Annotated in this window: 21 protein-coding genes and 1 tRNA gene; 9 read left to right on the top strand and 13 right to left on the bottom strand. The window is 46.5% G+C overall.

Annotated features, from left to right (window positions below; translation table 11 throughout):
- Window positions 1–147: 147 nt before the first annotated feature.
- Window positions 148–232, top strand: a tRNA-Tyr gene (locus tag GXP65_RS18415).
- A gap of 409 nt (window positions 233–641) precedes the next feature.
- On the opposite strand, the gene GXP65_RS18410 is transcribed toward GXP65_RS18415, so the two are convergent.
- Window positions 642–1,517 carry a TIM44-like domain-containing protein gene (locus tag GXP65_RS18410; protein WP_009707155.1) on the bottom strand — a complete coding sequence of 292 codons (876 nt, stop codon included), beginning with the start codon at window positions 1,515–1,517 and terminating at the stop codon, window positions 642–644.
- 256 nt (window positions 1,518–1,773) lie between these two features.
- Between GXP65_RS18410 and GXP65_RS18405 the strand changes: the two genes are divergently transcribed.
- From GXP65_RS18405 to GXP65_RS18395, 3 genes are all read left to right on the top strand, one after another.
- Window positions 1,774–2,364 (top strand): TetR-like C-terminal domain-containing protein, encoded by a 591-nt coding sequence (locus GXP65_RS18405; RefSeq protein ID WP_005425581.1) that lies wholly within the window; start codon window positions 1,774–1,776, stop codon window positions 2,362–2,364.
- Window positions 2,365–2,377: 13 nt separating this feature from the next.
- Entirely contained in the window at window positions 2,378–4,252 is a 1,875-nt protein-coding gene (locus GXP65_RS18400; RefSeq protein ID WP_162093442.1) for an MFS transporter, read from the top strand.
- 162 nt (window positions 4,253–4,414) lie between these two features.
- Complete coding sequence (locus tag GXP65_RS18395; RefSeq protein ID WP_162093444.1) at window positions 4,415–5,320, top strand: putative sulfate exporter family transporter; 906 nt, start codon at window positions 4,415–4,417, stop codon at window positions 5,318–5,320.
- On the opposite strand, the gene GXP65_RS18390 is transcribed toward GXP65_RS18395, so the two are convergent.
- Both GXP65_RS18390 and GXP65_RS18385 read right to left on the bottom strand, forming a co-directional pair.
- The gene (locus GXP65_RS18390) at window positions 5,306–5,506 is read right to left on the bottom strand and encodes a hypothetical protein (protein ID WP_162093441.1); all 201 of its coding nucleotides are present in this window, start codon (window positions 5,504–5,506) and stop codon (window positions 5,306–5,308) included. The genes GXP65_RS18395 and GXP65_RS18390 overlap by 15 nt on opposite strands.
- Before the next feature lie 96 nt (window positions 5,507–5,602).
- Window positions 5,603–6,484 (bottom strand): LysR substrate-binding domain-containing protein, encoded by an 882-nt coding sequence (locus tag GXP65_RS18385; RefSeq protein ID WP_162093440.1) that lies wholly within the window; start codon window positions 6,482–6,484, stop codon window positions 5,603–5,605.
- A 156-nt stretch (window positions 6,485–6,640) separates the two neighbouring features.
- On the opposite strand from GXP65_RS18385, the gene nagE reads away from it, so the two are divergent.
- Window positions 6,641–8,095, top strand: coding sequence for an N-acetylglucosamine-specific PTS transporter subunit IIBC (nagE, locus tag GXP65_RS18380; RefSeq protein ID WP_045455032.1), 1,455 nt, complete (start codon window positions 6,641–6,643; stop codon window positions 8,093–8,095).
- A gap of 50 nt (window positions 8,096–8,145) precedes the next feature.
- Here nagE and menE read toward each other — a convergent pair whose 3' ends face one another.
- The 6 genes from menE to GXP65_RS18350 all read right to left on the bottom strand — a co-directional run bounded on the left by menE (window position 8,146) and on the right by GXP65_RS18350 (window position 15,380).
- The gene (gene menE, locus GXP65_RS18375) at window positions 8,146–9,579 is read right to left on the bottom strand and encodes an o-succinylbenzoate--CoA ligase (protein WP_162093439.1); all 1,434 of its coding nucleotides are present in this window, start codon (window positions 9,577–9,579) and stop codon (window positions 8,146–8,148) included.
- A complete protein-coding gene (menC, locus tag GXP65_RS18370; protein WP_162093438.1) occupies window positions 9,564–10,553 on the bottom strand; it encodes an o-succinylbenzoate synthase in 990 nt (329 codons plus the stop codon). Before menC ends, menE begins: the two co-directional genes overlap by 16 nt.
- Before the next feature lie 130 nt (window positions 10,554–10,683).
- Window positions 10,684–11,550, bottom strand: coding sequence for a 1,4-dihydroxy-2-naphthoyl-CoA synthase (gene menB / locus GXP65_RS18365; protein ID WP_038887944.1), 867 nt, complete (start codon window positions 11,548–11,550; stop codon window positions 10,684–10,686).
- Between the two features lie 26 nt (window positions 11,551–11,576).
- On the bottom strand, window positions 11,577–12,371 hold the full coding sequence (menH, locus tag GXP65_RS18360; protein ID WP_162093437.1) for a 2-succinyl-6-hydroxy-2,4-cyclohexadiene-1-carboxylate synthase: 795 nt from the start codon (window positions 12,369–12,371) through the stop codon (window positions 11,577–11,579).
- Window positions 12,358–14,076 carry a 2-succinyl-5-enolpyruvyl-6-hydroxy-3-cyclohexene-1-carboxylic-acid synthase gene (gene menD, locus GXP65_RS18355; protein WP_162093436.1) on the bottom strand — a complete coding sequence of 573 codons (1,719 nt, stop codon included), beginning with the start codon at window positions 14,074–14,076 and terminating at the stop codon, window positions 12,358–12,360. The genes menH and menD overlap by 14 nt, the downstream gene beginning before the upstream one ends.
- Entirely contained in the window at window positions 14,073–15,380 is a 1,308-nt protein-coding gene (locus GXP65_RS18350) for an isochorismate synthase (RefSeq protein WP_162093435.1), read from the bottom strand. The genes menD and GXP65_RS18350 overlap by 4 nt, the downstream gene beginning before the upstream one ends.
- A gap of 217 nt (window positions 15,381–15,597) precedes the next feature.
- On the opposite strand from GXP65_RS18350, the gene GXP65_RS18345 reads away from it, so the two are divergent.
- The 3 genes from GXP65_RS18345 (at window position 15,598) to GXP65_RS18335 (ending at window position 18,818) form a co-directional block, all read left to right on the top strand.
- Window positions 15,598–16,812: a pyridoxal phosphate-dependent aminotransferase gene (locus tag GXP65_RS18345; RefSeq protein ID WP_162093434.1), complete on the top strand. Its 1,215-nt coding sequence runs from the start codon at window positions 15,598–15,600 to the stop codon at window positions 16,810–16,812.
- Window positions 16,813–16,895: 83 nt separating this feature from the next.
- On the top strand, window positions 16,896–17,480 hold the full coding sequence (gene yfbR / locus GXP65_RS18340) for a 5'-deoxynucleotidase (protein WP_005425568.1): 585 nt from the start codon (window positions 16,896–16,898) through the stop codon (window positions 17,478–17,480).
- A gap of 3 nt (window positions 17,481–17,483) precedes the next feature.
- Complete coding sequence (locus GXP65_RS18335) at window positions 17,484–18,818, top strand: anti-phage deoxyguanosine triphosphatase (RefSeq protein WP_172840961.1); 1,335 nt, start codon at window positions 17,484–17,486, stop codon at window positions 18,816–18,818.
- A gap of 20 nt (window positions 18,819–18,838) precedes the next feature.
- Here the strand turns inward: GXP65_RS18335 and GXP65_RS18330 are convergent, their stop codons facing one another.
- On the bottom strand, window positions 18,839–19,456 hold the full coding sequence (locus GXP65_RS18330; RefSeq protein ID WP_162093433.1) for a DTW domain-containing protein: 618 nt from the start codon (window positions 19,454–19,456) through the stop codon (window positions 18,839–18,841).
- Window positions 19,457–19,459: 3 nt separating this feature from the next.
- On the opposite strand from GXP65_RS18330, the gene rrtA reads away from it, so the two are divergent.
- The gene (gene rrtA, locus GXP65_RS18325; protein WP_162093432.1) at window positions 19,460–20,011 is read left to right on the top strand and encodes a rhombosortase; all 552 of its coding nucleotides are present in this window, start codon (window positions 19,460–19,462) and stop codon (window positions 20,009–20,011) included.
- A 145-nt stretch (window positions 20,012–20,156) separates the two neighbouring features.
- Here the strand turns inward: rrtA and GXP65_RS18320 are convergent, their stop codons facing one another.
- From GXP65_RS18320 to GXP65_RS18310, 3 genes are all read right to left on the bottom strand, one after another.
- A complete protein-coding gene (locus GXP65_RS18320; protein WP_005425566.1) occupies window positions 20,157–20,444 on the bottom strand; it encodes a helix-hairpin-helix domain-containing protein in 288 nt (95 codons plus the stop codon).
- A 145-nt stretch (window positions 20,445–20,589) separates the two neighbouring features.
- Window positions 20,590–22,449 (bottom strand): peptidylprolyl isomerase, encoded by a 1,860-nt coding sequence (gene ppiD, locus GXP65_RS18315; protein WP_162093431.1) that lies wholly within the window; start codon window positions 22,447–22,449, stop codon window positions 20,590–20,592.
- A gap of 214 nt (window positions 22,450–22,663) precedes the next feature.
- Window positions 22,664–22,936: an HU family DNA-binding protein gene (locus GXP65_RS18310; RefSeq protein WP_005430934.1), complete on the bottom strand. Its 273-nt coding sequence runs from the start codon at window positions 22,934–22,936 to the stop codon at window positions 22,664–22,666.
- Window positions 22,937–23,101 lie beyond the last annotated feature (165 nt).

Below are 23,101 nucleotides of genomic sequence, written 5' to 3'. Positions count from 1 at the left end.
ATCTGCCGGCACTGCCTTCGATGGTTCGAATCCGTCCCCCTCCACCATATTCTTTCTTATGTTTTTCCTTTGAACATGAGAACAACTTGAAAGCTAGGTTGGGAAACTAACATTCAAGTATACTCTTTGTAGTATGAAAATTACCCTGGAGGGGTTCCCGAGTGGCCAAAGGGAGCAGACTGTAAATCTGCCGGCACTGCCTTCGATGGTTCGAATCCGTCCCCCTCCACCATATTGAAGAAGCCAGCTCATTGAGCTGGCTTTTTTCGTTCTACACCTATCATTTTTCAATGGCTTACCTCACTATCTGGCTAAATCTAGTCTAATTCAAGGCGTGACTTTTAATGCCTTTTCGTTAAGTAGTACGGCTCCTAAGCTCTTTGAACTGCCTCGACTTGAGAGAGAATCGAAGTGTTAGTTGGTTTCTTTCAGTCAATGGAATCAAGCAACTGATCACCCCATTAGTTCTATCTTCACTATTCCCTACTGTGTGACTCCTCGTTTCCCTTTTAAGAACCCTATTCGCTCGACTTTAACCACTCGAAATTATATCGATAGGTTTCGATTCTCTGATCTCCAGACATAAAAAATCCCGCTCAAAAACGGGATTTTACTAAGACTAAATTGAACGCTGTTGGTGATTAACCTTGAATACCAACAATCAACCAAGGTGCATTTGGTACCGTTAGGTCACGTTCTAAGTGCCAGATATCTTCGATGTCTTCTTCGATACCTTCTTCTGCATCACGGTAACGACCGCTAAATTGCAGGCTAAGCTGTGCTTTGTTCGCATCGTAGTCAGCACGAACGATTTCCGCATCTACGTACATCACATCAGTGTGTTGCTCGCCATCTAGCTTCGCACGCTCTGCTTTCAAGTCTTCAAATAGGCTTGGTGAAACGTACTCTTCAATTGTATGAAGTTGGTTGTGGTTCCACGCGCCTTGCAGGATTCGGTAGTGCTCACGAGAGCCATTAATGAATGCGGCTTGGTCAAAACCCGGTGGGTAGTTATGCGGGATGTCAGTTTGTGCACCGAAACCACCAAAACCACCTGCATTTGTGTTGTTAGGCTGCTGTTCAAAGTTCTGCATGTTTGGTTGCTCGAACTTAGAAGCGTTGCCACCAAATGCTGGCTGCTGACGATGCTGATTCATACTACCCTGCTTAGCACCAAGCATGCCGCGCATTAGCTTGAAGATAACAAACGCAATCAAACCAATGATCAGGATATCCATAAACTGGATACCTTCGAACGCACCACCAAAGAATGCTGCCAATAGACCACCAGCAAGAAGACCACCAAGTAAGCCGCCCATCAAGCCTTTCTTACTTGACGATTTAGCACCTTGTTCTTTACCAATGGTGTTTGTGTTTTGTTGCTGCTGTTTAGGAGCAGGAGCCGTTTTATAGCTCTTACCGAAAGACTTACCACCACCAAACTTCTTCGCTTCCGCGATAGGTGTTACAGCAACGGTAAACATCAGTAGGGCGACAATCGAAAATAAACGTTTCATCGTTATCCTTAAAATTGACGATAAGTACTTAACCATGCTGCCAAACAATGTGATGAACAAGCATCCAATATCAGTAGCACGCTAAATATGAGATGTGACCATCATACTCCGTCAGATACAACAATGAAACATTCCATAATAGAAGACATGTATCAGAATATTGCCAACCCATAGGTTTATGACTTGTTTGCGTTATTGACGCTCAATCAGTAGCTGACTATCATATTGAACGATGTTCAATAAGTAGTTTTAAATTATGGCGCGCAGAAACGATCACACCAGAGAAGAGCTAGTCAACTTGACGCTTTCCACAGTCAAAGACTTTTTAGACGAGAATTCTTACCACGAGCTTAGTCTTCGTAAGATTGCGAACATGATTGGTTACGTACCAAGCACGCTCGTTAATATCTTTGGTAACTACAACCTGCTGCTTTTACATGCCGTGGCCCAAACTCTGGATGAGTTGCAACAAGAAGCCGTAGCCGCGACAAAAAATAGTAAGGATACTCATCAGGCACTTTTTGAACTGGCCTACTGTTACCACGACTTCGCACAAAAACATCCTCATCGCTGGCAACTGGTCTTTGAGCACAACATGAATGGTGCGGAGCTTCCAGAGTGGCATGCAAAACGCATCGACGGCATGACCGGCATGTTGGAATCTCTGCTTGCGCAAATTGCACCACACCGAACCGAATCTGAAGTGTTGCAAGCAAGTCGCGTTTTATGGTCTGGGGTACATGGAATCACGCTACTAAGCGTCGATGATAAGTTTTTCTCTAGTGAACCAATTGACGGTAAAGAGCTTATTGATAACCTGATTTCAAACTACCTGATCAGCTGGTAATAAAGGATTATTCATGTCATCAGACAGCCAGTCGTCTTTGCTTAGGCAGCGAAAGTTCCTCCCTTATTTTGTCACCCAGTTTTTCGGAGCTTTCAACGACAACATATTCAAAAACGTACTGCTGCTGTTTGTGGCCTTTGCTGGCTCTAGTGCACTACCGATCTCTAGCAACCTGTTTATTAACTTAGCGGCAGGCTTATTTATACTGCCTTTCTTCTTATTTTCCGCATCCGCAGGGGTGCTAGCTGATAAATACGAGAAGTCTTGGTTTATTCGTAAGGTTAAGCTGTTTGAAATCGGCATCATGTTACTGGGCGCGATTGGTTTCATCACTGAAAGCTACGGCGTGCTGCTCTTGCTGCTTTTCTTGATGGGCACGCAATCCGCATTCTTTGGGCCGGTCAAATACGCACTGCTTCCTCAGCAGCTCAACGAGAAAGAACTAGTCCCAGGTAACGCCTTAGTCGAAGCGGGTACGTTTATCGCGATTTTGGTCGGTACGCTGGGCGCAGGTCTTATCGCATCCGCAGACAATGCCAAATATCTCGCGGCATTCTGCGTTGTCATTTTTGCAGTGCTAGGCTACCTCTCCAGCCGCTTTATCCCTTTTGCTTCAGCAGGCGCACCAGATATTCAATTCAAGTGGCAACCTTACAAGCAAACCAAACTGACGCTTTCCATCGCGAAGTCTGATCGAATTGTCTTTCAATGCATCATGGCAATCAGCTGGTTCTGGTTCTTAGGTGCGGCTTATCTGACTCAGTTCCCTAACTTCACTAAGGTCTACTTGAACGGCACCGAAAGCGCGGTTTCTTTTCTTTTAGCACTTTTCTCAGTGGGTATTGCTGTCGGCTCTATGGCGTGTAACTGGCTGTCGAATCACCGCATCGAAGTGGGTATCGTACCGATCGGTGCTTTGGGGATCACCGTTTTCGGTTTCTTGATGGCAACATCGATTCCAACGGACTTACCTCGATTCCACACTTTCGCAGAGTTCGTTAGCTATGACGCTTTCTGGCCTCTATTCTTCTACCTACTGATGATCGGTATTTCGGGTGGTTTGTTTATCGTCCCACTTTATGCCCTGATGCAACACCGAGCGAAAGAGACAGAACGTGCACAAGTGATTGCTGGCTTGAACATCTTTAACTCTCTGTTCATGGTCGGCAGCGCTGTATTAGGCATTGTTTGCCTGAGCGTGCTTGAGATGAGCATTCCTCAACTGTTCGCGCTTCTGGCAATCCTGAATTTTTTGGTCGCTGCATACATCTTCCTGCAGATCCCTATCTTTGTCGTGCGCTTTGCGATGTGGATGGCCACTCACACCATATACCGAGTAAAGCATAAGAACTTACATCACCTTCCAGAACACGGCGGGGCGTTGATCGTCTGTAACCATGTCAGCTACATGGACTCACTGCTATTAAGTGCAGTTTGCCCTCGCCTGATTCGATTTGTGATGGAAGAAGACTACGCAAATCTTCCTCCTCTACGAGGTTTCCTTCGTCGAGCTGGCGTGATCCCTATTTCGGCAAGTAACCGAACGTCTATCCGCCGTGCATTCAATGATGTCGAGAAAGCGCTGAGTGAAGGTCATATTGTGTGTATCTTCCCTGAAGGGCGGCTAACCTCTGATGGTGAGATGAACGAGTTCATGCGCGGTATCGATATCATACTTCGTCGCAGTCCAGTCCCCGTCATTCCAATGGCGCTAAAAGGCTTGTGGGGCAGCTATTTCAGCCGTGCAAAAGGTCGCGCGTGCAAAGGGCTACCAACGCGTTTCTGGTCTAAATTAGAAATCGAAGCAGGCACGCCTGTTGATCCAAAACAAGCCAGTGCCCAAGCCATGTTTGAAAAGGTGCAAGCGCTTCGCGGCGACTGGCGCTAGATTCACCACAAGATAATTTCGGACTGTTGAACATGTGTTTAGTTTTACTGAACGCATGTTCAATTCATTAAGACTTTCTGACCAAAAGCGTTACTGTATACTCCACGCTTTAATTCATAACAACGAACGACACCCTTGAATACAAAGAATATCCCCTTTGGATTGGCACTGCTGTTTTGTTTAACCCCTTTTGTGTCCTCTCCTATCGCGCTTGTGATCGGTTTTCTTTTGGCGAGTTTTAGCCTAGTACCGACAGAGCTTCCTATTGCTTCATTTACAAAGAAGCTGCTTTCTTATTCCATTATTGGTTTAGGCTTCGGGATTCACTTTGACCAAGCACTCGCGGTCACTTCTGACGGTATAGGTCTGATCATCGCGACCATCCTTGGCACGCTTGTAATCGGCATGATGATCGCCAAAGCAATAAAACTCGAACGCACAACGGCGTATTTGATTGCTTCAGGTACCGCCATTTGTGGTGGTAGCGCAATTGCTGCGGTCGCTCCAGCGATTAAAGCAAAGGACGAGCAAATTGGTCTGGCTCTAGCGACGGTTTTCGTTCTGAACTCACTGGCGCTGTTTATCTTCCCTGTGATTGGTCACGCTATTGGCTTGGATCAGCATACGTTTGGAACCTGGGCTGCGATTGCGATTCACGATACGTCTTCCGTTGTGGGCGCAGCATCTGCATACGGTGAAGAAGCACTAACCACGGCAACAACATTGAAGCTTGCTCGCGCATTGTGGATCATTCCTGTCGCACTAGTGAGTGCTGTGATTTTTTCTCGCGGTAATGGAGAGGAAGGCAAGAGTAAGTTAGTGATTCCTTACTTCATTTTCTGGTACTGCGCTGCGATTGCATTCAGCGACTTCTTCCCACAATTTGAAGTGGTGTACCAAGGCATTTTTGCTATTGCTAAGCAAGCCCTTGTGGTGTGTCTGTTCTTGATTGGTTGCAGTATTTCAGTATCGAAACTGAAGTCAGCAGGCGCAAAACCGCTAATGTTTGGTGTAACGCTATGGGTTCTGATTTCAACAACCTCGCTTGGCTGGCTACTTTTCAGCTAAACCTTGATTGATTTTCTGAGGCTGGGTTGGCTCGACTTTTCGCGTGCTTTGGCTTTTGTGTACCAACACTAATGCGATCGCGACCAGAAAAGCAGTTAACTCAGTCAATGAGCGCGTTAACCCCTGCGTACTCATCGCCACGCCAATTTGTAACAACACCGCTGCCGCTAACACTAACTTGATCATCCTGAACCTTATGCTTTATTCCCTAATCTTTGAGCATGATTATGATTCAGAGTTATAAGGATGCGAAATTCCGTTTTCGACTAATACATTGCGAAATCAACTAAGTTGGCTTTCTACCCACGAGATAAAGGTTTTCACTTTAGGTCGGTGTTCGTAGCCTGACGGACAAATCAAATCGTACCCCAACTGGGTATCCATCACCGGATAGGGACTAACTAGCTCACCTTTGTCTAAGAGATCTTTGACGAATCGATATCGCCCCATCGCAACGCCAACGTTATTTCTTGCTGCTAGCACTGCCATATCACGATGGCTCACACAGTAAAAATGCTGAAAAACATCCACGTCCAGTCCCATATAAGCAACCCATCGCTGCCATACATCCGAACCGAGAGCATGAATAAAGTTAATCCGTCGGAGTGACTTCATACCATCTTCCAGAATATTCAGTTCCTTCATGTACTGAGGCGTACAGACCGGAATGTACTTTTCGCCAAATAGTCGCTGGCGATACACATCAACCAAATGATCCGTATCGTAAAAAATGGCTACATCAATCTGATTGGTCACCAAATCGAGTTGGTTTTCTTGGGCGAAAAGGTTGAGGTTAAACCCCGGGAAATGACGTTGGAAATCCGCAATACGAGGCATCAGCCACCCATTCAAAAACCCAGGTGACGCAGCAATGTTGAGCTCACCCACCAAGTCCGTCGACTTAATCTCTTCAATCTCATTAAAAATGGTACTGAGTGACGTAGATAGCGTTTTTTGAAATCGATGCCCTTCTGATGTCAGTTCGAGTTTGCGAGTGCCTCGAACAAACAGAGAGAAACCAAGCTCCTGTTCTAACACTTTGATGCGATGGCTTACGGCTCCTTGCGTTAAGTGCAGCTCTTTTGCTGCCTGCGTAAAGCTAAGATGCTTCGCTGCGATGCTAAAGGTATGAAGGTTTCGAAGCAGTAACTGTTGGTTTGCCATGATCGACCATGCATTAAAAATATTAATCCATGATAGTAGTAAATTCGTTTGTTTGCGTCGATAATTAAGTTTTAAATAGCCCTTAGAAACTAAATAAAAACGTCACTTTCAAACATAGATCATGTTTTAGGTGGCATTAAAATTATAGGGGCAAATATGAATATACTCGGCTACATGCAAAAAGTAGGTAAGGCATTAATGGTTCCGGTAGCGACCTTACCCGCTGCGGCAATCTTAATGGGGATTGGCTACTGGATAGATCCGGTCGGCTGGGGCTCTGAAAGTGTCTTAGCGGCATTCCTCATTAAATCAGGCGGAGCCATCATCGATAACATGGCGGTACTGTTCGCCGTTGGTGTCGCTTTCGGATTGAGCAAAGATAAAAACGGCTCAGCAGCACTGTCTGGCTTCATTTGCTTTATGGTACTGACGACGCTACTCGCACCGGGTGCCGTCACACAGCTAATGGATATTAGTGCTGACGAAGTGCCTGATGCGTTCAACAAAATCAACAACCAGTTCATCGGTATCTTGGTGGGGATTATCTCCGCTGAAATCTACAACCGTTACTCCGGAGTCGAGCTACCAAAAGCGCTGGCGTTCTTTAGTGGTAAACGCCTAGTACCAATCCTCACCTCTATCGCAGGTATGGTGTTGGCTTTTGTTCTGCTTTACGTATGGCCTGTGATTTACGATGCATTAATTATTTTCGGAACCAAACTTGAATCCATGGGTGCAGTTGGCGCCGGTTTATTTGGCTTCTTTAACCGTCTCATGCTAACAATCGGCATGCACCACGCGCTTTACCCTGTCTTCTGGTTTGATGTGGTTGGTATCAACGACATTCCAAACTTCTTAGGCGGCGCACAGTCTATTGCTAACGGGACAGCTGTAGTTGGCCAAACGGGTATGTACCAAGCAGGTTTCTTCCCAATCATGATGTTTGGTCTGCCAGGCGCTGCTCTTGCGATTTATCACTGTGCTGATAAGCAAAACAAAACCAAAGTGTTCTCTATCATGCTAGCTGCGGCAATGGCGTCCTTCTTCACTGGTATTACAGAGCCTCTAGAGTTCAGCTTTATGTTCCTAGCGCCAGTGCTGTACCTAATTCACGCGGTTCTGACTGGTATCTCAATGTACATTGCAGCAAGCATGCAGTGGATGGCGGGCTTTGGTTTCTCAGCAGGTTTTGTTGACTTCGTACTGTCAAGCCAAAACCCACTGGCAACTAAATGGTACATGCTGATCCCACAAGGTTTAGTCTTCTTTGCGATTTACTACAGCGTGTTCCGCTTCGCGATCGTCAAGTTCAACCTGCGTACACCGGGTCGTGGTGAAGACATGGAAAAGGAAGTCACCGAGAACATTGGCGAACTTGCAAAAGATTACATCGCCGCAATTGGCGGTGCAGACAACATCTTAGAAGTGGACAACTGTATTACTCGACTTCGTTTGACTGTAAAAGATTCATCCCTAGCTGACGAAGCTAAGCTCAAACAATTGGGTGCAGCTGGCGTAGTAATGATTGGTAAAGGCGGTTTACAAGTGATTATCGGTCTAGGAAAAGTAGATAAGGTAGCTGAGCAGATGAAACTCGCGCTCGCTAACTAAAGAATTGTGGTGACTCACCATCACCACATCCCCCTGAAGTGCAATAACGCTTAGTCACCGTTTTGCACTTCATTTTTTAACCAGTCTTTCACCGCTTTGCGCGAAATTTTGATTCCCCCACCCAACAGGGTTTGAGGCATTGCATAATACGCCACTGGCCATTTGAATTTTTCTAGCTTAGTCTTCAGATATTGCTCGTATTGAGCTTTGTCCAGTGACGACTCTGTTTGAATCACAGCTACTGGTCGGTGTCCAAATTCGACATCTTCTACCGGCACAACAATGCTTTGCGAAATACTCTCGATTTGGTTCAATACCGCTTCAATTTCTTCACAGTGAACATTCTCACCGCCGGAGATAAATTGGTTATCTGCTCGACCAATGATCTTGAGTTCGTCGCCTTGCCACTCTCCGAGATCCTTGCTGTCGAACCAACCATTTTCATTCAGAAGTGAATTAACAGAGCCTTGCTTGAAATAGCCTGCCGCTAGCGTTTGCCCGCCGATATAAATACGCTCTTCCACCAGCTTAATATCGCGATTTCGTAATAGATGGCCCGCGTTACTGATGCTGTCAATTTGCTTTGCAGTTACGGTAGAAGCCGCTTCTGTCATACCATAACCTAGCCAAGTTTCAATGCCTTGCTTTGTTGCTCGCAGTGCCAACTCATGAGCTACATGACTGCCGCCCAGTAAAACATGCGTGAGAGATAATTCGACTTGTTCATCCAGTAAACGCTTAAGTTGTGTCGCAACTAAAGAAGCATGAGAGACACCAAGAATATCATCAGCAAGATTTCCGTTTCCTACTTTGAGCGTTGCGCCAGCAAATAGCCAGCGATAGACAATCGCCAAGCCTGACACGTGGTAAAGCGGCAAGGAAAGCAGCCAAGTATCTTGATGGTTGAATAGGAATTCGCTTAACAGACCTTGAGCAGAAGCAAGGTGCTGACGATGAGTATGCACCACGGCTTTAGGGGTGCCTGTCGAGCCAGAGGTAAACACAATAGACGCTAAAGCATCATGTGCGTAGCCTTCGTTTGAAGTGTCAACGTTACTTTGCGATTCGCTATCCAGAGTCGAAAGCTGGATGATACCTAGTTGCGATAACTGCTGTTCAGAGTAGCCACTGGCAACACCATCAGCAAACCACACAAAACGCTGTTGAGTTGGCTTATATAGCGTCGTTAACTTACCTGAGAGAGCCTCAAAAGGCTGCGGCATGGTCAACGCAGTGATTGCGCCTATCTGCTGAGCGGCAAGATAAAACCACAAGGTTTCAACTTGGTTCTTACCGACTAGCGTCACTACATCTCCACTCGCGACACCCTGTTGTTGAAGGTAGCGAGAATACAAGTCAACACGAGCAGTCAATTGTTGCCAGTTAATTTGCTCTTTGATTGTCTCAAGCGCAATAGAAAAAGGGCTCACTTGAGCCCAATATTTCCATGGTGCAATCGCAATAGTATCTATGCTGAATGCCACACTAACTCCTGCTCAGATAGCGGAAGAACTGGAAGTTCACACTTCGGCCAACCCTGCTCTAGCTGCGCTTTGAACAAACCAATAGTATCCAGACCTGGGATCTCATTAGGTAATTGCCATTGCGCTAAGCGAGCAAGCTGGTTTAGGCCAAGACTTGATTCAATGCTTGAACTGATCACCGCTTTGATACCCAACATCTTCGCCTTTTCAATCAGCTTAATACAGAAATCAACTGAGCCGATCAGCGTTGGCTTGATGATGATGGTTTTTACGCCAGTCAGATCTTCTAAGCTGAAGTCTTCACGGCGAACCGCATCTTGCAGTGTTTCATCCCACGCGATTGCAATACCCGTATTGATTGCGAAAGACAGGCTATCACCCGGAGAGCGGCATGGCTCTTCCAAGAAGGTAATACGCTGGCGCAGTGATGGTGCAATGTACTTAGCAAACTGCTGCGCTTTTTCTGGTGTCCAAGCACGGTTAGCATCAAGGCGAAGTGTCAGCTGTGGAATCGACTCAAGGAACAAGTTTACTAACATGCCGTCACGAATAGGTTCGTATAAACCCACTTTTACTTTCGCGACTTTTTCGCCTTCCATTTCATTCAGCTTAGGGATCAAGTCATCTGGGTCGCCATTACACAGCGGCGCGACTTGGTACTTACCCTGCGCAGGTAAACCGCCTTCAAGCTCCAGCTGAGCCATAGACAGACCGAACGCAACCGATGGATACATGTTGTTGTAATCTAAAGGCAAGTTTGCCACCCAGCGCTCTGCTTGCGCTTGCAGCTGAATACCCGCTTCCTCAGTGCCTTCTAGGCTAAAGCCAACCAAAGGGGCAACTTCACCACGACCAACCTTGTCACCTTCCGTTAATTCAAGGATATAACCTTTACGTTCCGTCAGCTTGTTATCACGTAGTATTACGCCACTGTCCATTGGTAGACAGTAACGGTAAATCTTCGCTTTACGCATAATTCGAATCCTATGTAATGCCATATATTCTGAGCTTTTTAACGAGAGAACTCGCTAGTCTCCCAGAGGGCGAGACGCTCAGGACGAAAAACGAAACAGAGGAGCACAATGGCTCCTCTTCTTATACGGATTATGGGTTGCGAGGGAACTTGTCGAAGTCTGGACGACGTTTCTCGTTGAATGCGTTACGACCTTCTTGGCCTTCATCTGTCATGTAGAACATCATAGTTGCGTTACCCGCAAGTTCTTGCAGACCCGCTTGACCATCACAGTCCGCGTTCAACGCAGCTTTCAGGCAACGCAGTGCCATCGGGCTGTGTTGTAGCACTTCACGACACCAACGAACGGTCTCTTTCTCTAGATCCGCTAGTGGTACTACCGTGTTTACTAGGCCCATATCTACCGCTTCTTGAGCGTTGTAGAAACGACATAGGAACCAGATTTCGCGTGCTTTCTTTTGGCCTACGATACGAGCCATGTAAGATGCGCCCCAACCGCCATCAAACGAGCCCACTTTAGGACCTGTTTGACCAAATTGAGCATTATCTGCTGCAATCGTTAGGTCACACATCATGTGCAGTACGTGACCACCGCCCACAGCCCAACCAGCTACCGATGCGATCACTGGTTTTGGACAAGTACGGATATCACGTTGGAAGTCTAAGACGTTTAGGTGGTGCGTACCTTGGTCATCTTTGTAACCGCCGTAGTCGCCACGGATCTTCTGGTCACCGCCAGAACAGAATGCGTCTTCGCCTAGACCAGTTAGGATGATCACACCAACACCAGAGTCGTAGCGTGCGTCTGCTAACGCATCAATCATCTCTTTTACCGTTTGAGGACGGAACGCGTTGCGCACTTGAGGGCGTGCAATGGTGATTTTCGCGATACCATCTTCAGATTTGTGGTAGTGGATATCCTCGTATTTGTCGCCGCAATCTTTCCATTGAACCGGAGCGTAAAGTTCTTCTTCAGAAATGCCTACTGTTTTAGCCATGGTGATTCCCATTGTTCTCGTTGCTCTCACTCAAAGTGAGAATGAATTATTTGATCAACTTGCATCGCAAATCGTTGTGGTTGCTCTTGATGGACGTTATGTCCAGCCCCCTCAATTTGTCGATACGCCAACCCGCTTGTCTCAGCCAGTTGGCTAAATTTTTTATCTTTTTCACCGCAGAGGTAATAAAGCGGAACCGCTTGTTGCTGCAATGCTGGCAACAGATAAGATTGCTTCGCCAATGATGTCGCAATCAGCATATCCGCCACTGCAGAACCAAGATTAGCACTTCGTTTCGCCACCAATGTTTGTCTTTGCTCATGGTTTAGTGAAGAAAAGACCAACTGTTGGTACCAATCGTTCAAAACACAGGCAAGAGGTTCAGTTTTGAAACGCTTTGCCCAGCGTGAGTCGTTATCGAATCGTGCTTGTCTGTCTGACTCGCTTTGAAGCCCGAAGTTTCCTCCTTCAACAATGGCACCACAAATATTGAGTTCTGGAAAACATTGGTGAGCAAGGCCATGCATAGCAATGCGTCCACCCATTGAGTAACCAATCAGGATAAGCGGTTGTTGCGAAGGAAATAGTAAAGATAGTGCGGAATTGAGTAATTTGCAGCAATCATTCAGATCGCTGCAAAAAATAGATTGGCTGTGTCCATGACAGGGTAAGTCAATCGTTACTCGGTCATACTGAGGTAAAGCACTTAAGCACTGTTGCCAATCCTCGCCACTGCCGAGCAAACCATGTAAAAACACCAGAGTAGGCAAAGTGCCACCTTGGTGCTTTTCCGTTGCTGGGAAGCGCTCAGAATAGAGCATGCAAATTCTTATTGAAGGATTTTAAATGCTCGACAGCTTGGTTCGATGGCGTTTGCACTTCGACCACCAATGCGCCTTGCCCTGAAGCAAAATGTTCGGAAACCAAGGATTGGTATTCCGCTAACGAGCTTGGCTTACGATATTGCAAACCGAACTGTTTCGCAGCATGCTCAAACTCGTAACCATGAGGCATTTGGTAGAACGACTCACGATGTTCCTGCGGCACTGGCAACAAATCAAAAATCGCACCGCCATCATTATTGGTGATCACCAACACCGAAGGTAGCTCACTGTGCGTAAACAGTGCCAACGAGTTCAAGCCATATAACGCAGAAGTATCGCCAATAAACATCAACATCGGATTATTCCGCGCGCGTTGTACACCACTTGCAGTGGCAAACAGGCCATCAATGCCAGACGCTCCACGGTTAGTGAAAACCTCTGTGTTATCAAGCTTACCGAACATGTCGATTAAACGAACAAACAAACTGTTGCCGACAAACAGATCCACACCTTGAGCGCGCTCGGCAACATCAATCGCCAATGCAATTTCACTCAGCTCACTCTTAGGATCCGAAACAAACAGCCCTTTGGCATGCTGCGTGACCTGTTTAATGTCCGCAGCCAACTCATCTGCCCAGCCAGCGTGTTCTGATGAGAAACCCGACGTGCGTTCTACCCAAGCGCTTGGTTGCTCAGCCCAGTGCCATTGAGGTAAATGACTCTGGTTGTCACGGTCTAACCGAGGAGAGACAAACCAATATTGTGTATCCCCACCCTGCTGGTTGCGTGATACGTGTTTCTCTAGCCAATGGTTAAAACGTTTAGAAATGATTCGGCTGCCAAACTGAACAATCAAATCACAGTCATCAAGCTGACTCGCCATTCTTGGATTTTGCAGCCATAGATCGAAATGTGCCCAATCTGAGCTCACACCACTTTGTGGGTCAGCCAGTACTGGCCATCCCATCTGCTCAGCAAATGCACGTGCCGCTTGCGCTTGAATCAAAGGTAAGCTGCCAATGACCACCAAGCCTTTGTTGTCACCACAGCTTGGTATTGCACTGCTGGTTTTTGGATTGAAGCGTTGGCAATACGTGACCTTGCTGTCTCTCCAACCAGCAACGGTATCAAGGTACCCCTGATAGGTGCTCTTGTCTGTGTTGGAGTACAAAGGCTCTGGAAACGCACAGTTAATGTGTACCGAGCTGCCTCTTAGGCGTTGCGTAAACATCACCTCATCAACAGAAGTAAGCAACCAATTCAACGGGGTTGATAGCGTAGGACTCGGCAGGTTAAGACTGTCAGAAACATGTTCTGAAAAAATACCCAATTGATTAATGGCTTGGTTTGCACCGCAGCCCACAAGTTCAACCGGGCGGTCTGCAGTTAGCACCACCAACTTTTCACCAGTCAGCTTTGCTTCTGCAATCGCAGGCAACAAGTTCGCCACTGCTGTACCCGATGTAACAATCAGCGCCACTGGTTCTTTACTTGCTTTAGCAAGTCCCAGAGCCATAAAGCCCAAGCCACGCTCATCAAAATGGGTGTGGATGGTAAAATTTGGGTTATCTGCCGCCTCGACCGTTAAAGGTGTGGAGCGAGAACCGGGTGCAATACAAACGTGGTTCACACCAAAGCGGTTCAATTCTGTCAGGATGGTTTCAGACCAAATGCGATTTAAAACAGCTTGATCTGCACTCATGATGCAACCCCAAGCGGCGGGTGGTCTGAAATAAGAGAAAGTAACGTCGACATTTTTTTATCTAACTCGGCCCATTCGTGTTCTGCAATGGAGCCTGGAACAATACCCGCGCCAGCAAACAGTTGTACTTGGTCACTCAAAACCAACGCGCTTCTAATTGCGACGCAAAACTCTGCACGCTCATGGCTAATGTATCCCATCGAGCCTGCATACCAGCCGCGTGCAAACGGCTCGTTATCCAATATAAATTGCATCGATTCTTTACGCGGTAAACCGGCTACCGCGGCGGTTGGCTGTAAAGCTGAAAGCAATTGAACACCGTTGATGCCCGCTTTCAGATCCGCATTAATATTACGCTTGAGATGTTGGACCTTTCTCAGACGAACCAATCGAGGCTCTTTTTCTACCTCAACACGCTCCGAATGCGGTGTTAGCCGATCAATGATGTCATCCACCACATATTGGTTTTCGTTGAGGTTCTTAGAATCTTGCGACAGCCAGTTCGCTAGCTCCATGTCTTGCGTCGCGTTGTCACCGCGGCCAATCGTGCCAGCCAACGCTTCCGTGTGCAGTTCATGGCCCACTCGCGAGTATAGGCGCTCTGGCGTCGAGCCCATAAAGCTGTGCTTGCTGTCTAAACTCAACAAAAAGTGAAAGCTGTGATGGTTATTTAGGTAGCTCGCTTTAAGAAGCTGCGCAGCAGAAAGTGTTGAATTCAGCATTACTGTCGATTTGCGAGCCAGAACCACTTTTTTAAACTCATCGTTGTCGATGCCTGTGAGCACCTTTTCGACCAACGCGTTCCATTCAGGCTGTGTTGGCGCATGATCAATTGAGCGAATATGAGATGAAATTGGCGCAAGACTAGGCACGTCACATACCAACTTTTTCAAGCCTGCTAATGTACGTGTTTTATCTTCTGAGATATTCACCGCGAGTGACCATTGCTGATCGAATCGAATCAGCTCGATTTGCGGTAGAAAAAAGAAAGACGGCATGCAGCGACGATTCTTCTCGTGCTGACCATCGAAAGAGCGACCACCCCATACGCGTTGGCCTTCGCCAAGGATCGTATAAGCAGGGCCGGGCTCAACAAAAGAATGGAGCTGACCTAGGGCAACAACTTCTTCACGAGTATCACGGGACTGCCAGTAAAACTTGGGAAAAAGTGGTTGTGCTTCAAGCCAGTCAATAAACGCGAAATTGGGTTTCTCGCTGAGTGGCTCGACTAAACGTGTTTGATTGCCTTCCGTTTGCTGAACTCGCTCGATAATTCTCTTTACGGCTTGATGGAACTGTGACAAATCAACCTCGAAATATGTGAGGATAAGTGATAACTGACGGCTACTCTAAGTTTAGACCCAAAGCAAATCAAGGTCGTATGCGATCTTTTGCAAAATCCTGTGATAACAACCGGACAAAAGTTAGCCATTAAACGGATAATTTACAGATTTTTATTCTAATAAAAAACAAATTATTGTACTTTAATAAAGAAATTAACGATTTTTTAGGAATTATACAATGCAAAATATCGGGATGTCGTCAAAACTCGACAATGTCTGCTACGACATTAGGGGTCCTGTACTCAAACATGCTAAACGCATGGAGGAAGAGGGGCATAAAATCCTAAAGCTAAACATTGGTAACCCCGCCCCATTTGGTTTTGACGCCCCTGATGAGATTCTAGTAGATGTCATCCGCAATCTACCAACTTCTCAAGGCTATTGTGATTCCAAAGGTATCTACTCTGCGCGTAAAGCTGTTGTGCAGCATTACCAGCGCAAGGGCATTCGTTCTCTTGATGTTGAAGATGTTTACGTAGGTAACGGCGTTTCAGAGCTAATCGTGATGGCAATGCAAGCGCTACTGAACAACGGCGACGAAATGCTGATCCCAGCACCAGATTACCCGTTATGGACGGCGTCTGTTGCACTGTCTGGCGGTAAGCCTGTTCATTACCTATGTGACGAAGGCGCAGACTGGTATCCAGACCTAGAAGACATCAAAAAGAAAATCACGCCAAAAACACGCGGTATTGTTCTGATCAACCCTAACAACCCAACGGGTGCCGTATACAGCCGTGATTTCCTGTTGGAAGTGATTGAGATTGCACGTCAACACAAACTGATGATCTTCGCCGATGAAATCTACGACAAAGTGCTTTACGACGGTGCAACACACACATCAGTTGCGACGCTAACCGACGACGTATTGGTGATGACCTTCAACGGCCTGTCGAAAGCTTACCGTGTTTGTGGCTTCCGTGGTGGCTGGATGTTCCTAACTGGCCCTAAACACCTAGCACAAGGCTACATCAACGGTCTTGAACTGCTGTCTTCCATGCGCCTGTGTGCCAACGTGCCAATGCAACACGCAATCCAAACCGCATTGGGTGGCTACCAAAGCATTAACGAGCTAATCCTGCCAGGAGGCCGTCTGCTTGAACAACGTAACCGTGCTTACGAGCTGATCAACCAGATCCCTGGGGTTTCGTGTGTGAAGCCAAAAGGCGCGATGTACTTATTCCCGAAAATCGATACCAAGATGTACAACATCAAAAATGACCAACAAATGGTGTTGGACTTCTTGAAACAAGAGAAGGTCCTGTTGGTTCAAGGTTCTGGCTTTAACTGGCCGAAGCCCGATCACTTCCGTATCGTAACTCTACCTCACGTAGAAGATCTCGAAACCGCGATTGGTCGCTTTGAGCGTTTCCTATCAACGTATAGCCAGTAGTAATTACTGCTGATCTCTCATATGCTTAGAGGAGCTCCTAGTGAGCTCCTTTTTTTGTATCAGAATCAAAATTGGAGACAGCAATGAAAGAAAGCCATTTTTTCGCCCACTTGGCACGAATGAAGCTCATCCAACGCTGGCCCTTAATGCGCTCGGTATCGCCGGAAAACGTTTCTGAACACAGCTTGCAAGTCGCGTTTGTTGCTCATGCCCTAGCCCTAATCAAAAACAAAAAGTTTGGCGGTAACTTAAACCCTGAACGCATCGCTATTCTCGCTATGTACCACGATTCCAGTGAAGTCTTAACGGGTGATCTTCCAACCCCAGTAAAGTATTACAACCCAGAAATTTCTAAAGAATATAAAAAGATAGAAGCGGCAGCTGAACAAAAGCTGTTATCTATGCTGCCAGAAGAATTCCAAGATGATTTTGCGCCCTATTTGTTATCGCACTCTGCGCACGAAGAAGATGCATTGATCGTCAAGCAAGCAGACTCTATCTGCGCTTACTTAAAATGTCTCGAAGAACTTAGCGCCGGCAACCACGAGTTTGCTCTAGCGAAAAAGCGTCTCGATATCACTCTGCAAGAACGCAAAACACCGGAAATGGAATACTTCCTTCATACCTTTGCCCCAAGTTTTGAATTATCGCTGGATGAAATCAGCTAATTGATGGAGAGAAAAGTGTCGTTTGAATTAGATGCCTTATGGCAAGAGCGCCATGATGATGAGCACAAGATCCGTCGTGACGATCATCGTAGCCCCTACCAACGAGACCGAGCTCGTATTCTGCACTCGGCTGCCTTCCGTCGATTGCAGGCAAAAACTCAGGTCCATGGAAACAGCTTGGAAGACTTTCACCGTACTCGCTTGACCCATTCTCTCGAAGCGGCGCAACTGGGTACGGGCATTGTGGCTCAACTTAAGAAGAAACAGCCTGAGTTTCGAGACCTTCTACCGTCTGACAGCTTGATTGATTCACTCTGTTTGGCGCACGATATTGGCCACCCACCTTATGGGCATGGCGGTGAAGTAGCACTGAATTATATGATGCGTGAGCATGGTGGCTTTGAAGGCAATGCCCAAACCTTCCGCATCGTCACCAAGTTAGAACCCTATACCGAGCACTTTGGCATGAACCTATCACGCCGAGCCTTACTCGGTCTGATCAAGTACCCAGCCTTGCTTAGTCAAACTCGCGCGGTTTGCCTGCCGAAGCCAGTCGAGCACCAGCGCAAATTGAAAGCAAAAGACTGGAGCCCAGCAAAAGGCATTTACGACTGTGACAAAGATCTGTTCGATTGGGTCATTGCACCATTAACCGACAACGACAAAGCCCTGTTAAGCCAAATGCGCTGTCGTCCGGAATCAGAGTTTGAACACTGCAAAACTCGATTCAAATCGCTCGACTGCTCAATTATGGAGCTCGCAGACGACATCGCTTATGGCGTGCATGACTTGGAAGATGCAATTGTGCTAGGAATGGTCACTCGTCAGCAATGGCAAGAAGGCGCAGCCAGTCAATTGGCCGATTGTGGCGATGCGTGGTTTGAAGAGCACATTGGCTCAATTGGACAAATGCTGTTTAGTGGTAAGCATCATGAGCGTAAAGATGCGATTGGTGGCATGGTCAATGCGCTGCTGACCAGTATTTCAATCAAGGTCGTAGATGAACCTTTCAGCAACCCATTGTTGGCTTGGAACGCGTGTCTTGAACCACAGATGGCAAAAGCGCTTGAAGTACTCAAACACTTCGTTAGTAAGTATGTGATTCAAGTACATCAGGTTCAGATTGTTGAGTACAAAGGACAACAGATCATTATGGATTTGTTTGAAGCGTTAAGTGCGGATCCTGAACGCTTACTTCCGACACATACCCAAGCATTGTGGCAAGAGGCGGCTAACGAGAGCGCGAAAATGCGTGTTATAGCGGATTACATCTCGGCGATGACCGATGGCCACGCACAAAAGCTGCATCGACAGTTGTTCTCTTCAATAGTCCTTTAGAGAAGTACTCGATCGGTTCGCTACTCGTCTTTCAGATAGTTCTTTTCAAATACGCCCGGAGGCATCTGGGCGATTTGAAATTCAATCATCTTCTCAAACACCGTTAACAAAGGCGTGAAATCTTTCCCAGACTCCATCAGGCTCAGTGCATGAAAGCCGGCTTCCACGGTAGATAAGCTGTTGTTCGATGGTGCCTTACGAATGGTGTAATGACCTTGCAGGTCCTCTGGCAGTTTCACTGTTGGGATAGCATGCAAGTTGGTCGAAAGTTGCCACATTTTGTAAGCTTTCTTCCAAGTGCCATCGAGTAAAATCAAGCGTGTTTTCTTATCTGCCGCCTCTCCGACCGTCGCCAACTCTGAAAGGCACAACGATTGTTCTGAAGGGTAAAGAATGAAATGTTGAAAAGTGTCATCCTCAAGCAACTCATTCAAGGCCTCGCTATCTGAAAAGTCTTCTCCGATCAAACAAGTACAATGATTTAGACTCAAATTGAGAATTCGTGCCGTACCAAGAGGACGATGTTCTTCACTCGTATGCTGAAGGATGATAAGTTCAACCTCGTTTGCTAGCGGTACAATCCATTGGCAAATACAAGCTTTGCGCGATTTTCCACACTGAGAACAATAACGAGACATAGAGTGAACCTTTATACATTGCTGAGCATCATCAGCGTTATCTGTTTAATACTGCAATTCGAACCAATGGCAAGCCTAACCGAATGGCACGCCTACAATATACGCCACGGCGAATGGTGGCGAATCGTAACAGGAAATCTCACGCATACCAACTTCGCTCACCTCGGGATGAATTTAGCGGGCTTATGGGTAATTGGATTCATCTTTCGCCCTTCGGTGCGTAACTTCTCTATCGTCTTTCTTGTCCTATGTACCTTCGTCGGTGCAATGAACTTATTCACCAACATGTCGGTTTACGTTGGATTGTCTGGAGTTCTACACGGATTGTTTGGTTTCTGGGCTCTGGCAGAGGTTTTCGACGGTAGAAGAAGCAGTTTAGTGCTGGTAGGTGGTTTGATTGCTAAAGTCGCTTGGGAGCAGTTCTACGGCCCTTCAACAAGCACAGCGGCGATGATTGGGGCTCGCGTGGCGGTGGATGCTCACCTGTTTGGTGCAATAGGTGGTTTGAGTATGGCTTGGTTAGAGAAACTGACCCATCGTCGTATCTTTGGCTAGAGATTAGAGAATTGAAACCCAGTTCACCACTAATCTGTAAATAGCCCCATAGAAGAGTAAAAAAATCCCGAACCAGCAAAGAGGCTTGGTTCGGGAAAGCAGTAATAGGAAACAAAAACTTTGCTTTTAATGGCAAGAACGTCGATTACAGCAGGATGCGGTCTTCGTTCTTCTTAACAGTCGCCTCACCGATGCCTTTCACCTTAGTAAGATCCGCAGCTGTTTTAAATGGACCGTGCTCGTTACGATACTCAACAATATCTTGCGCTTTCTTCTCACCAATACCATTAAGTAGCGTCGCAATCTCTTCTGCAGTGGCAGAGTTAACGTTAACCGTAATCTCAATACCTTCATACTTATCTGCTTTAGTCTTTGTTTCCGCCCAGCTCATCGGCGCGAGTATCAATAAGCACAGCGTTAACATCCATTTCATTTGAGCAATCTCCCTTTAGTAGTTGTATCAGAACGAAAACTACTTTAGGCAAAGCGCTGTTTGTATTGAAGTTTCTTCAGATAAAAATAAAACGGGCCGCTAATGCGACCCGTTTTAGTTAACATGCAAATTACATCAGTAATGCTTAGTTGCTCACAACAAAGTACTCAATGTCCGTGTTTGCGCGCAGTACTGCAATTACCGAAGTAAGATCTTGTTGAGACGAAGCACGTTGCATTTGCATCGCAACTTGCTCTTCTAGCGCGCTGTCTAGCTCCGCGTGTACCGCATCAAGCTCTACAACTACAACGTTACCTTCTAGATCTTTAGATTGACCGTATACAGGCTTGTCACCTTCAGGTTTCGCCATAGCGAATACTGTTGCAGCGAGTGGAGAACGACGATCAACAGATTCTTGCTCACCAAACGCTAGGCTGTTTTCTGCAAGGATGTCTTTGTTACCATCTTTCAGAGCCGCCACAACTTTAGTACCTAGTTCAATTGCACCTTGCTCACCTTTAACGCGAGACAGTTCAGCAACCACTTGGTCTTTCACGTCAGCAAGAGGAAGAACCGTCTCGTCACGAGCGTCTTCAACACGAACAACGATGATGTGCTCTGGAGCCACTTCGATAGCTTCAGAGTTCAGACCATCTTCTTTCACTTCTGGGCTCAAGATTGCTTGCGTTACCGCTTGGTTCTTAAGAACCTCAGGCGCATCAACTTGAGAGATGAAGTCCGTTGTCTTCACTTTCTGACCAACGGCTTTAGAAGCGTCGTCTAGAGAATCTGGGTATTCAAACGCCACTTTCTCAAGTTCGTTTTGCAGTTCGTAGAATTGATCAACCGCTTTCTGGTCAACCATTTCTTGTTTGATTTCAGCTGCTACTTCAGAGAACGGCTTAGCAACCGCACCTTTTAGCTCTTCTAGCTTGATGATGTGGTAGCCGAAGTCAGACTTCACTAGACCTGTCATATCACCAGGGTTCTTAAGTGCGAATGCTGCCTCTTCGAATGCAGGATCCATCACGTCGCGCTCAATCCAACCTAGGTCACCGCCGTTTTCCGCGCTACCAAAGTCGTCTGATTTTTCTTCTGCTAGTTTAGCGAAGTCAGCGCCACCGTTTAGCTCGTCAAGAATCGCTTGTGCTTTCGCTTCGTCATCACCCTCAACAAGGATGTGTGCTACGCGACGCTGCTCTTCTGTAGAGTATTTGTCTAAGTGCTCATCGTAGTATTTCTTAACGTCTTCGTCAGAAATTTGGATTTGCTTCTTAAGCTCGTCAGCTGAAAGCTCAATGTAAGCAACCTTAACTTGTTCAGGACGAGTGAACATTTCTGGGTTTGCTTTGTAGTAGTCTTGAATTTCTTCGTCAGTCAGATCTACCTTCTTAGCAAACTCATTCAAATCGATAGTGATTGTGCGAACGTCACGAGTCTGAGTGAACAGTTTACCTTCAGATTGAACTTCGCCAGGTAGAGTGAATTCACTGGTTTGTAGTGCGTTCAACAGTTGCTCACGAACCAATTCACGACGCATGTACTCAGCAAAAGAATCTGGAGAGAAACCTGCACGACGTAGAGATGCTTGGTAGATCTCTTGGTCGAATTTACCGTTCGATTGGAACTGAGGCATATCTAGAATCATGCTACGTACTTGAGCATCGCTAATGCGTAGGCCAAGTGCTTCTGCTTGTTGGTCAAGCAGCACGTCATTGATCATACGATCTAGAACAGATTTGCGGAAAGATTCAACGTATGCAGGGTCAGCCAGCATTTGAGAGAAGTAATCACCCAATTGAGCTTGCATGCGGTTACGCTCATTTTGGTAAGCCATCTCGAACTCACCACGAGCAATCTCGGTGTTACCTACTTTCGCTGCTGCGTTGTTGTTACCGCCAACGATGTAGCTACCTACACCAGCAAATACGAAAGAAAGGATGATAAGTCCAAGGATAATTTTGACCGCGATGCTATTCACGCCTTCGCGTAGTCGATCCATCATAATTTAACTGCTCTCCACAATTGAAGCCGACTGCTTCTAATAGAAAATGTAATGTCGCGATAATATCAGAAAAAGAAATGCGCATCAGTAGGATGCGCATAATTTAAGAAAGTTCGGCTCTTAGTTTGTAAATTTTTGTTCAAATCTGACTGTTTGGACAAAAATCATGCAACGGCCGTTCGCTGAACCAGCTCTGCGTCATCGACGCAAAGAATTAGTTACAAGCGTCTTTTAGAGCTTTACCAGCTTTGAAAGAAGGTACTTTAGCTTCTGCGATTTGGATTTCTTCACCAGTTTTTGGGTTACGGCCAGTGCGCGCTGCACGAGTACGAACGCTGAATGTACCGAAGCCAACAAGAGCAACTTGATCACCAGACTGAAGCGTACCGCTTACTGCTTCGATGAATGCGTCTAGAGCGCGACCAGCTGATGCTTTAGAGATGTCTGCGTTTTCTGCGATTTGTTCTACTAGTTGAGTTTTATTCACTGTGATTTCCCCTTTGTGTCATCTGTGATTATTTTTGTGATGACTTTCGTTCCATAATTAAGAAAATATGCTTCGCCCCTTATCCTTCAAGGGCTGCAAGCTTTCGAACTTAACTTAGCCTCCAAAAAAAACGCTGACAAGCCTTTTTAGGCCTATCAGCGTAAA

Source organism: Vibrio sp. LB10LO1, from assembly GCF_010092875.1.
Taxonomy (GTDB): domain Bacteria; phylum Pseudomonadota; class Gammaproteobacteria; order Enterobacterales; family Vibrionaceae; genus Vibrio; species Vibrio campbellii.
The sequence above is the reverse complement of the archived record's forward strand: the minus strand, read 5'-3'. Positions and strand labels throughout refer to the sequence as shown.

Excerpts from the sequence above, each read along its gene's own strand:
- GXP65_RS18410 (WP_009707155.1), bottom strand. The coding sequence starts at position 1,517 with ATGAAACGTTTATTTTCGATTGTCGCCCTACTGATGTTTACCGTTGCT.
- GXP65_RS18405 (WP_005425581.1), top strand. The coding sequence starts at position 1,774 with ATGGCGCGCAGAAACGATCACACCAGAGAAGAGCTAGTCAACTTGACG.
- GXP65_RS18400 (WP_162093442.1), top strand. The coding sequence starts at position 2,378 with ATGTCATCAGACAGCCAGTCGTCTTTGCTTAGGCAGCGAAAGTTCCTC.
- GXP65_RS18390 (WP_162093441.1), bottom strand. The coding sequence starts at position 5,506 with ATGATCAAGTTAGTGTTAGCGGCAGCGGTGTTGTTACAAATTGGCGTG.
- GXP65_RS18385 (WP_162093440.1), bottom strand. The coding sequence starts at position 6,484 with ATGGCAAACCAACAGTTACTGCTTCGAAACCTTCATACCTTTAGCATC.
- nagE (WP_045455032.1), top strand. The coding sequence starts at position 6,641 with ATGAATATACTCGGCTACATGCAAAAAGTAGGTAAGGCATTAATGGTT.
- menC (WP_162093438.1), bottom strand. The coding sequence starts at position 10,553 with ATGCGTAAAGCGAAGATTTACCGTTACTGTCTACCAATGGACAGTGGC.
- menB (WP_038887944.1), bottom strand. The coding sequence starts at position 11,550 with ATGGCTAAAACAGTAGGCATTTCTGAAGAAGAACTTTACGCTCCGGTT.
- menH (WP_162093437.1), bottom strand. The coding sequence starts at position 12,371 with ATGCTCTATTCTGAGCGCTTCCCAGCAACGGAAAAGCACCAAGGTGGC.
- menD (WP_162093436.1), bottom strand. The coding sequence starts at position 14,076 with ATGAGTGCAGATCAAGCTGTTTTAAATCGCATTTGGTCTGAAACCATC.
- GXP65_RS18345 (WP_162093434.1), top strand. The coding sequence starts at position 15,598 with ATGCAAAATATCGGGATGTCGTCAAAACTCGACAATGTCTGCTACGAC.
- yfbR (WP_005425568.1), top strand. The coding sequence starts at position 16,896 with ATGAAAGAAAGCCATTTTTTCGCCCACTTGGCACGAATGAAGCTCATC.
- GXP65_RS18335 (WP_172840961.1), top strand. The coding sequence starts at position 17,484 with ATGGAGAGAAAAGTGTCGTTTGAATTAGATGCCTTATGGCAAGAGCGC.
- GXP65_RS18330 (WP_162093433.1), bottom strand. The coding sequence starts at position 19,456 with ATGTCTCGTTATTGTTCTCAGTGTGGAAAATCGCGCAAAGCTTGTATT.
- GXP65_RS18320 (WP_005425566.1), bottom strand. The coding sequence starts at position 20,444 with ATGAAATGGATGTTAACGCTGTGCTTATTGATACTCGCGCCGATGAGC.
- ppiD (WP_162093431.1), bottom strand. The coding sequence starts at position 22,449 with ATGATGGATCGACTACGCGAAGGCGTGAATAGCATCGCGGTCAAAATT.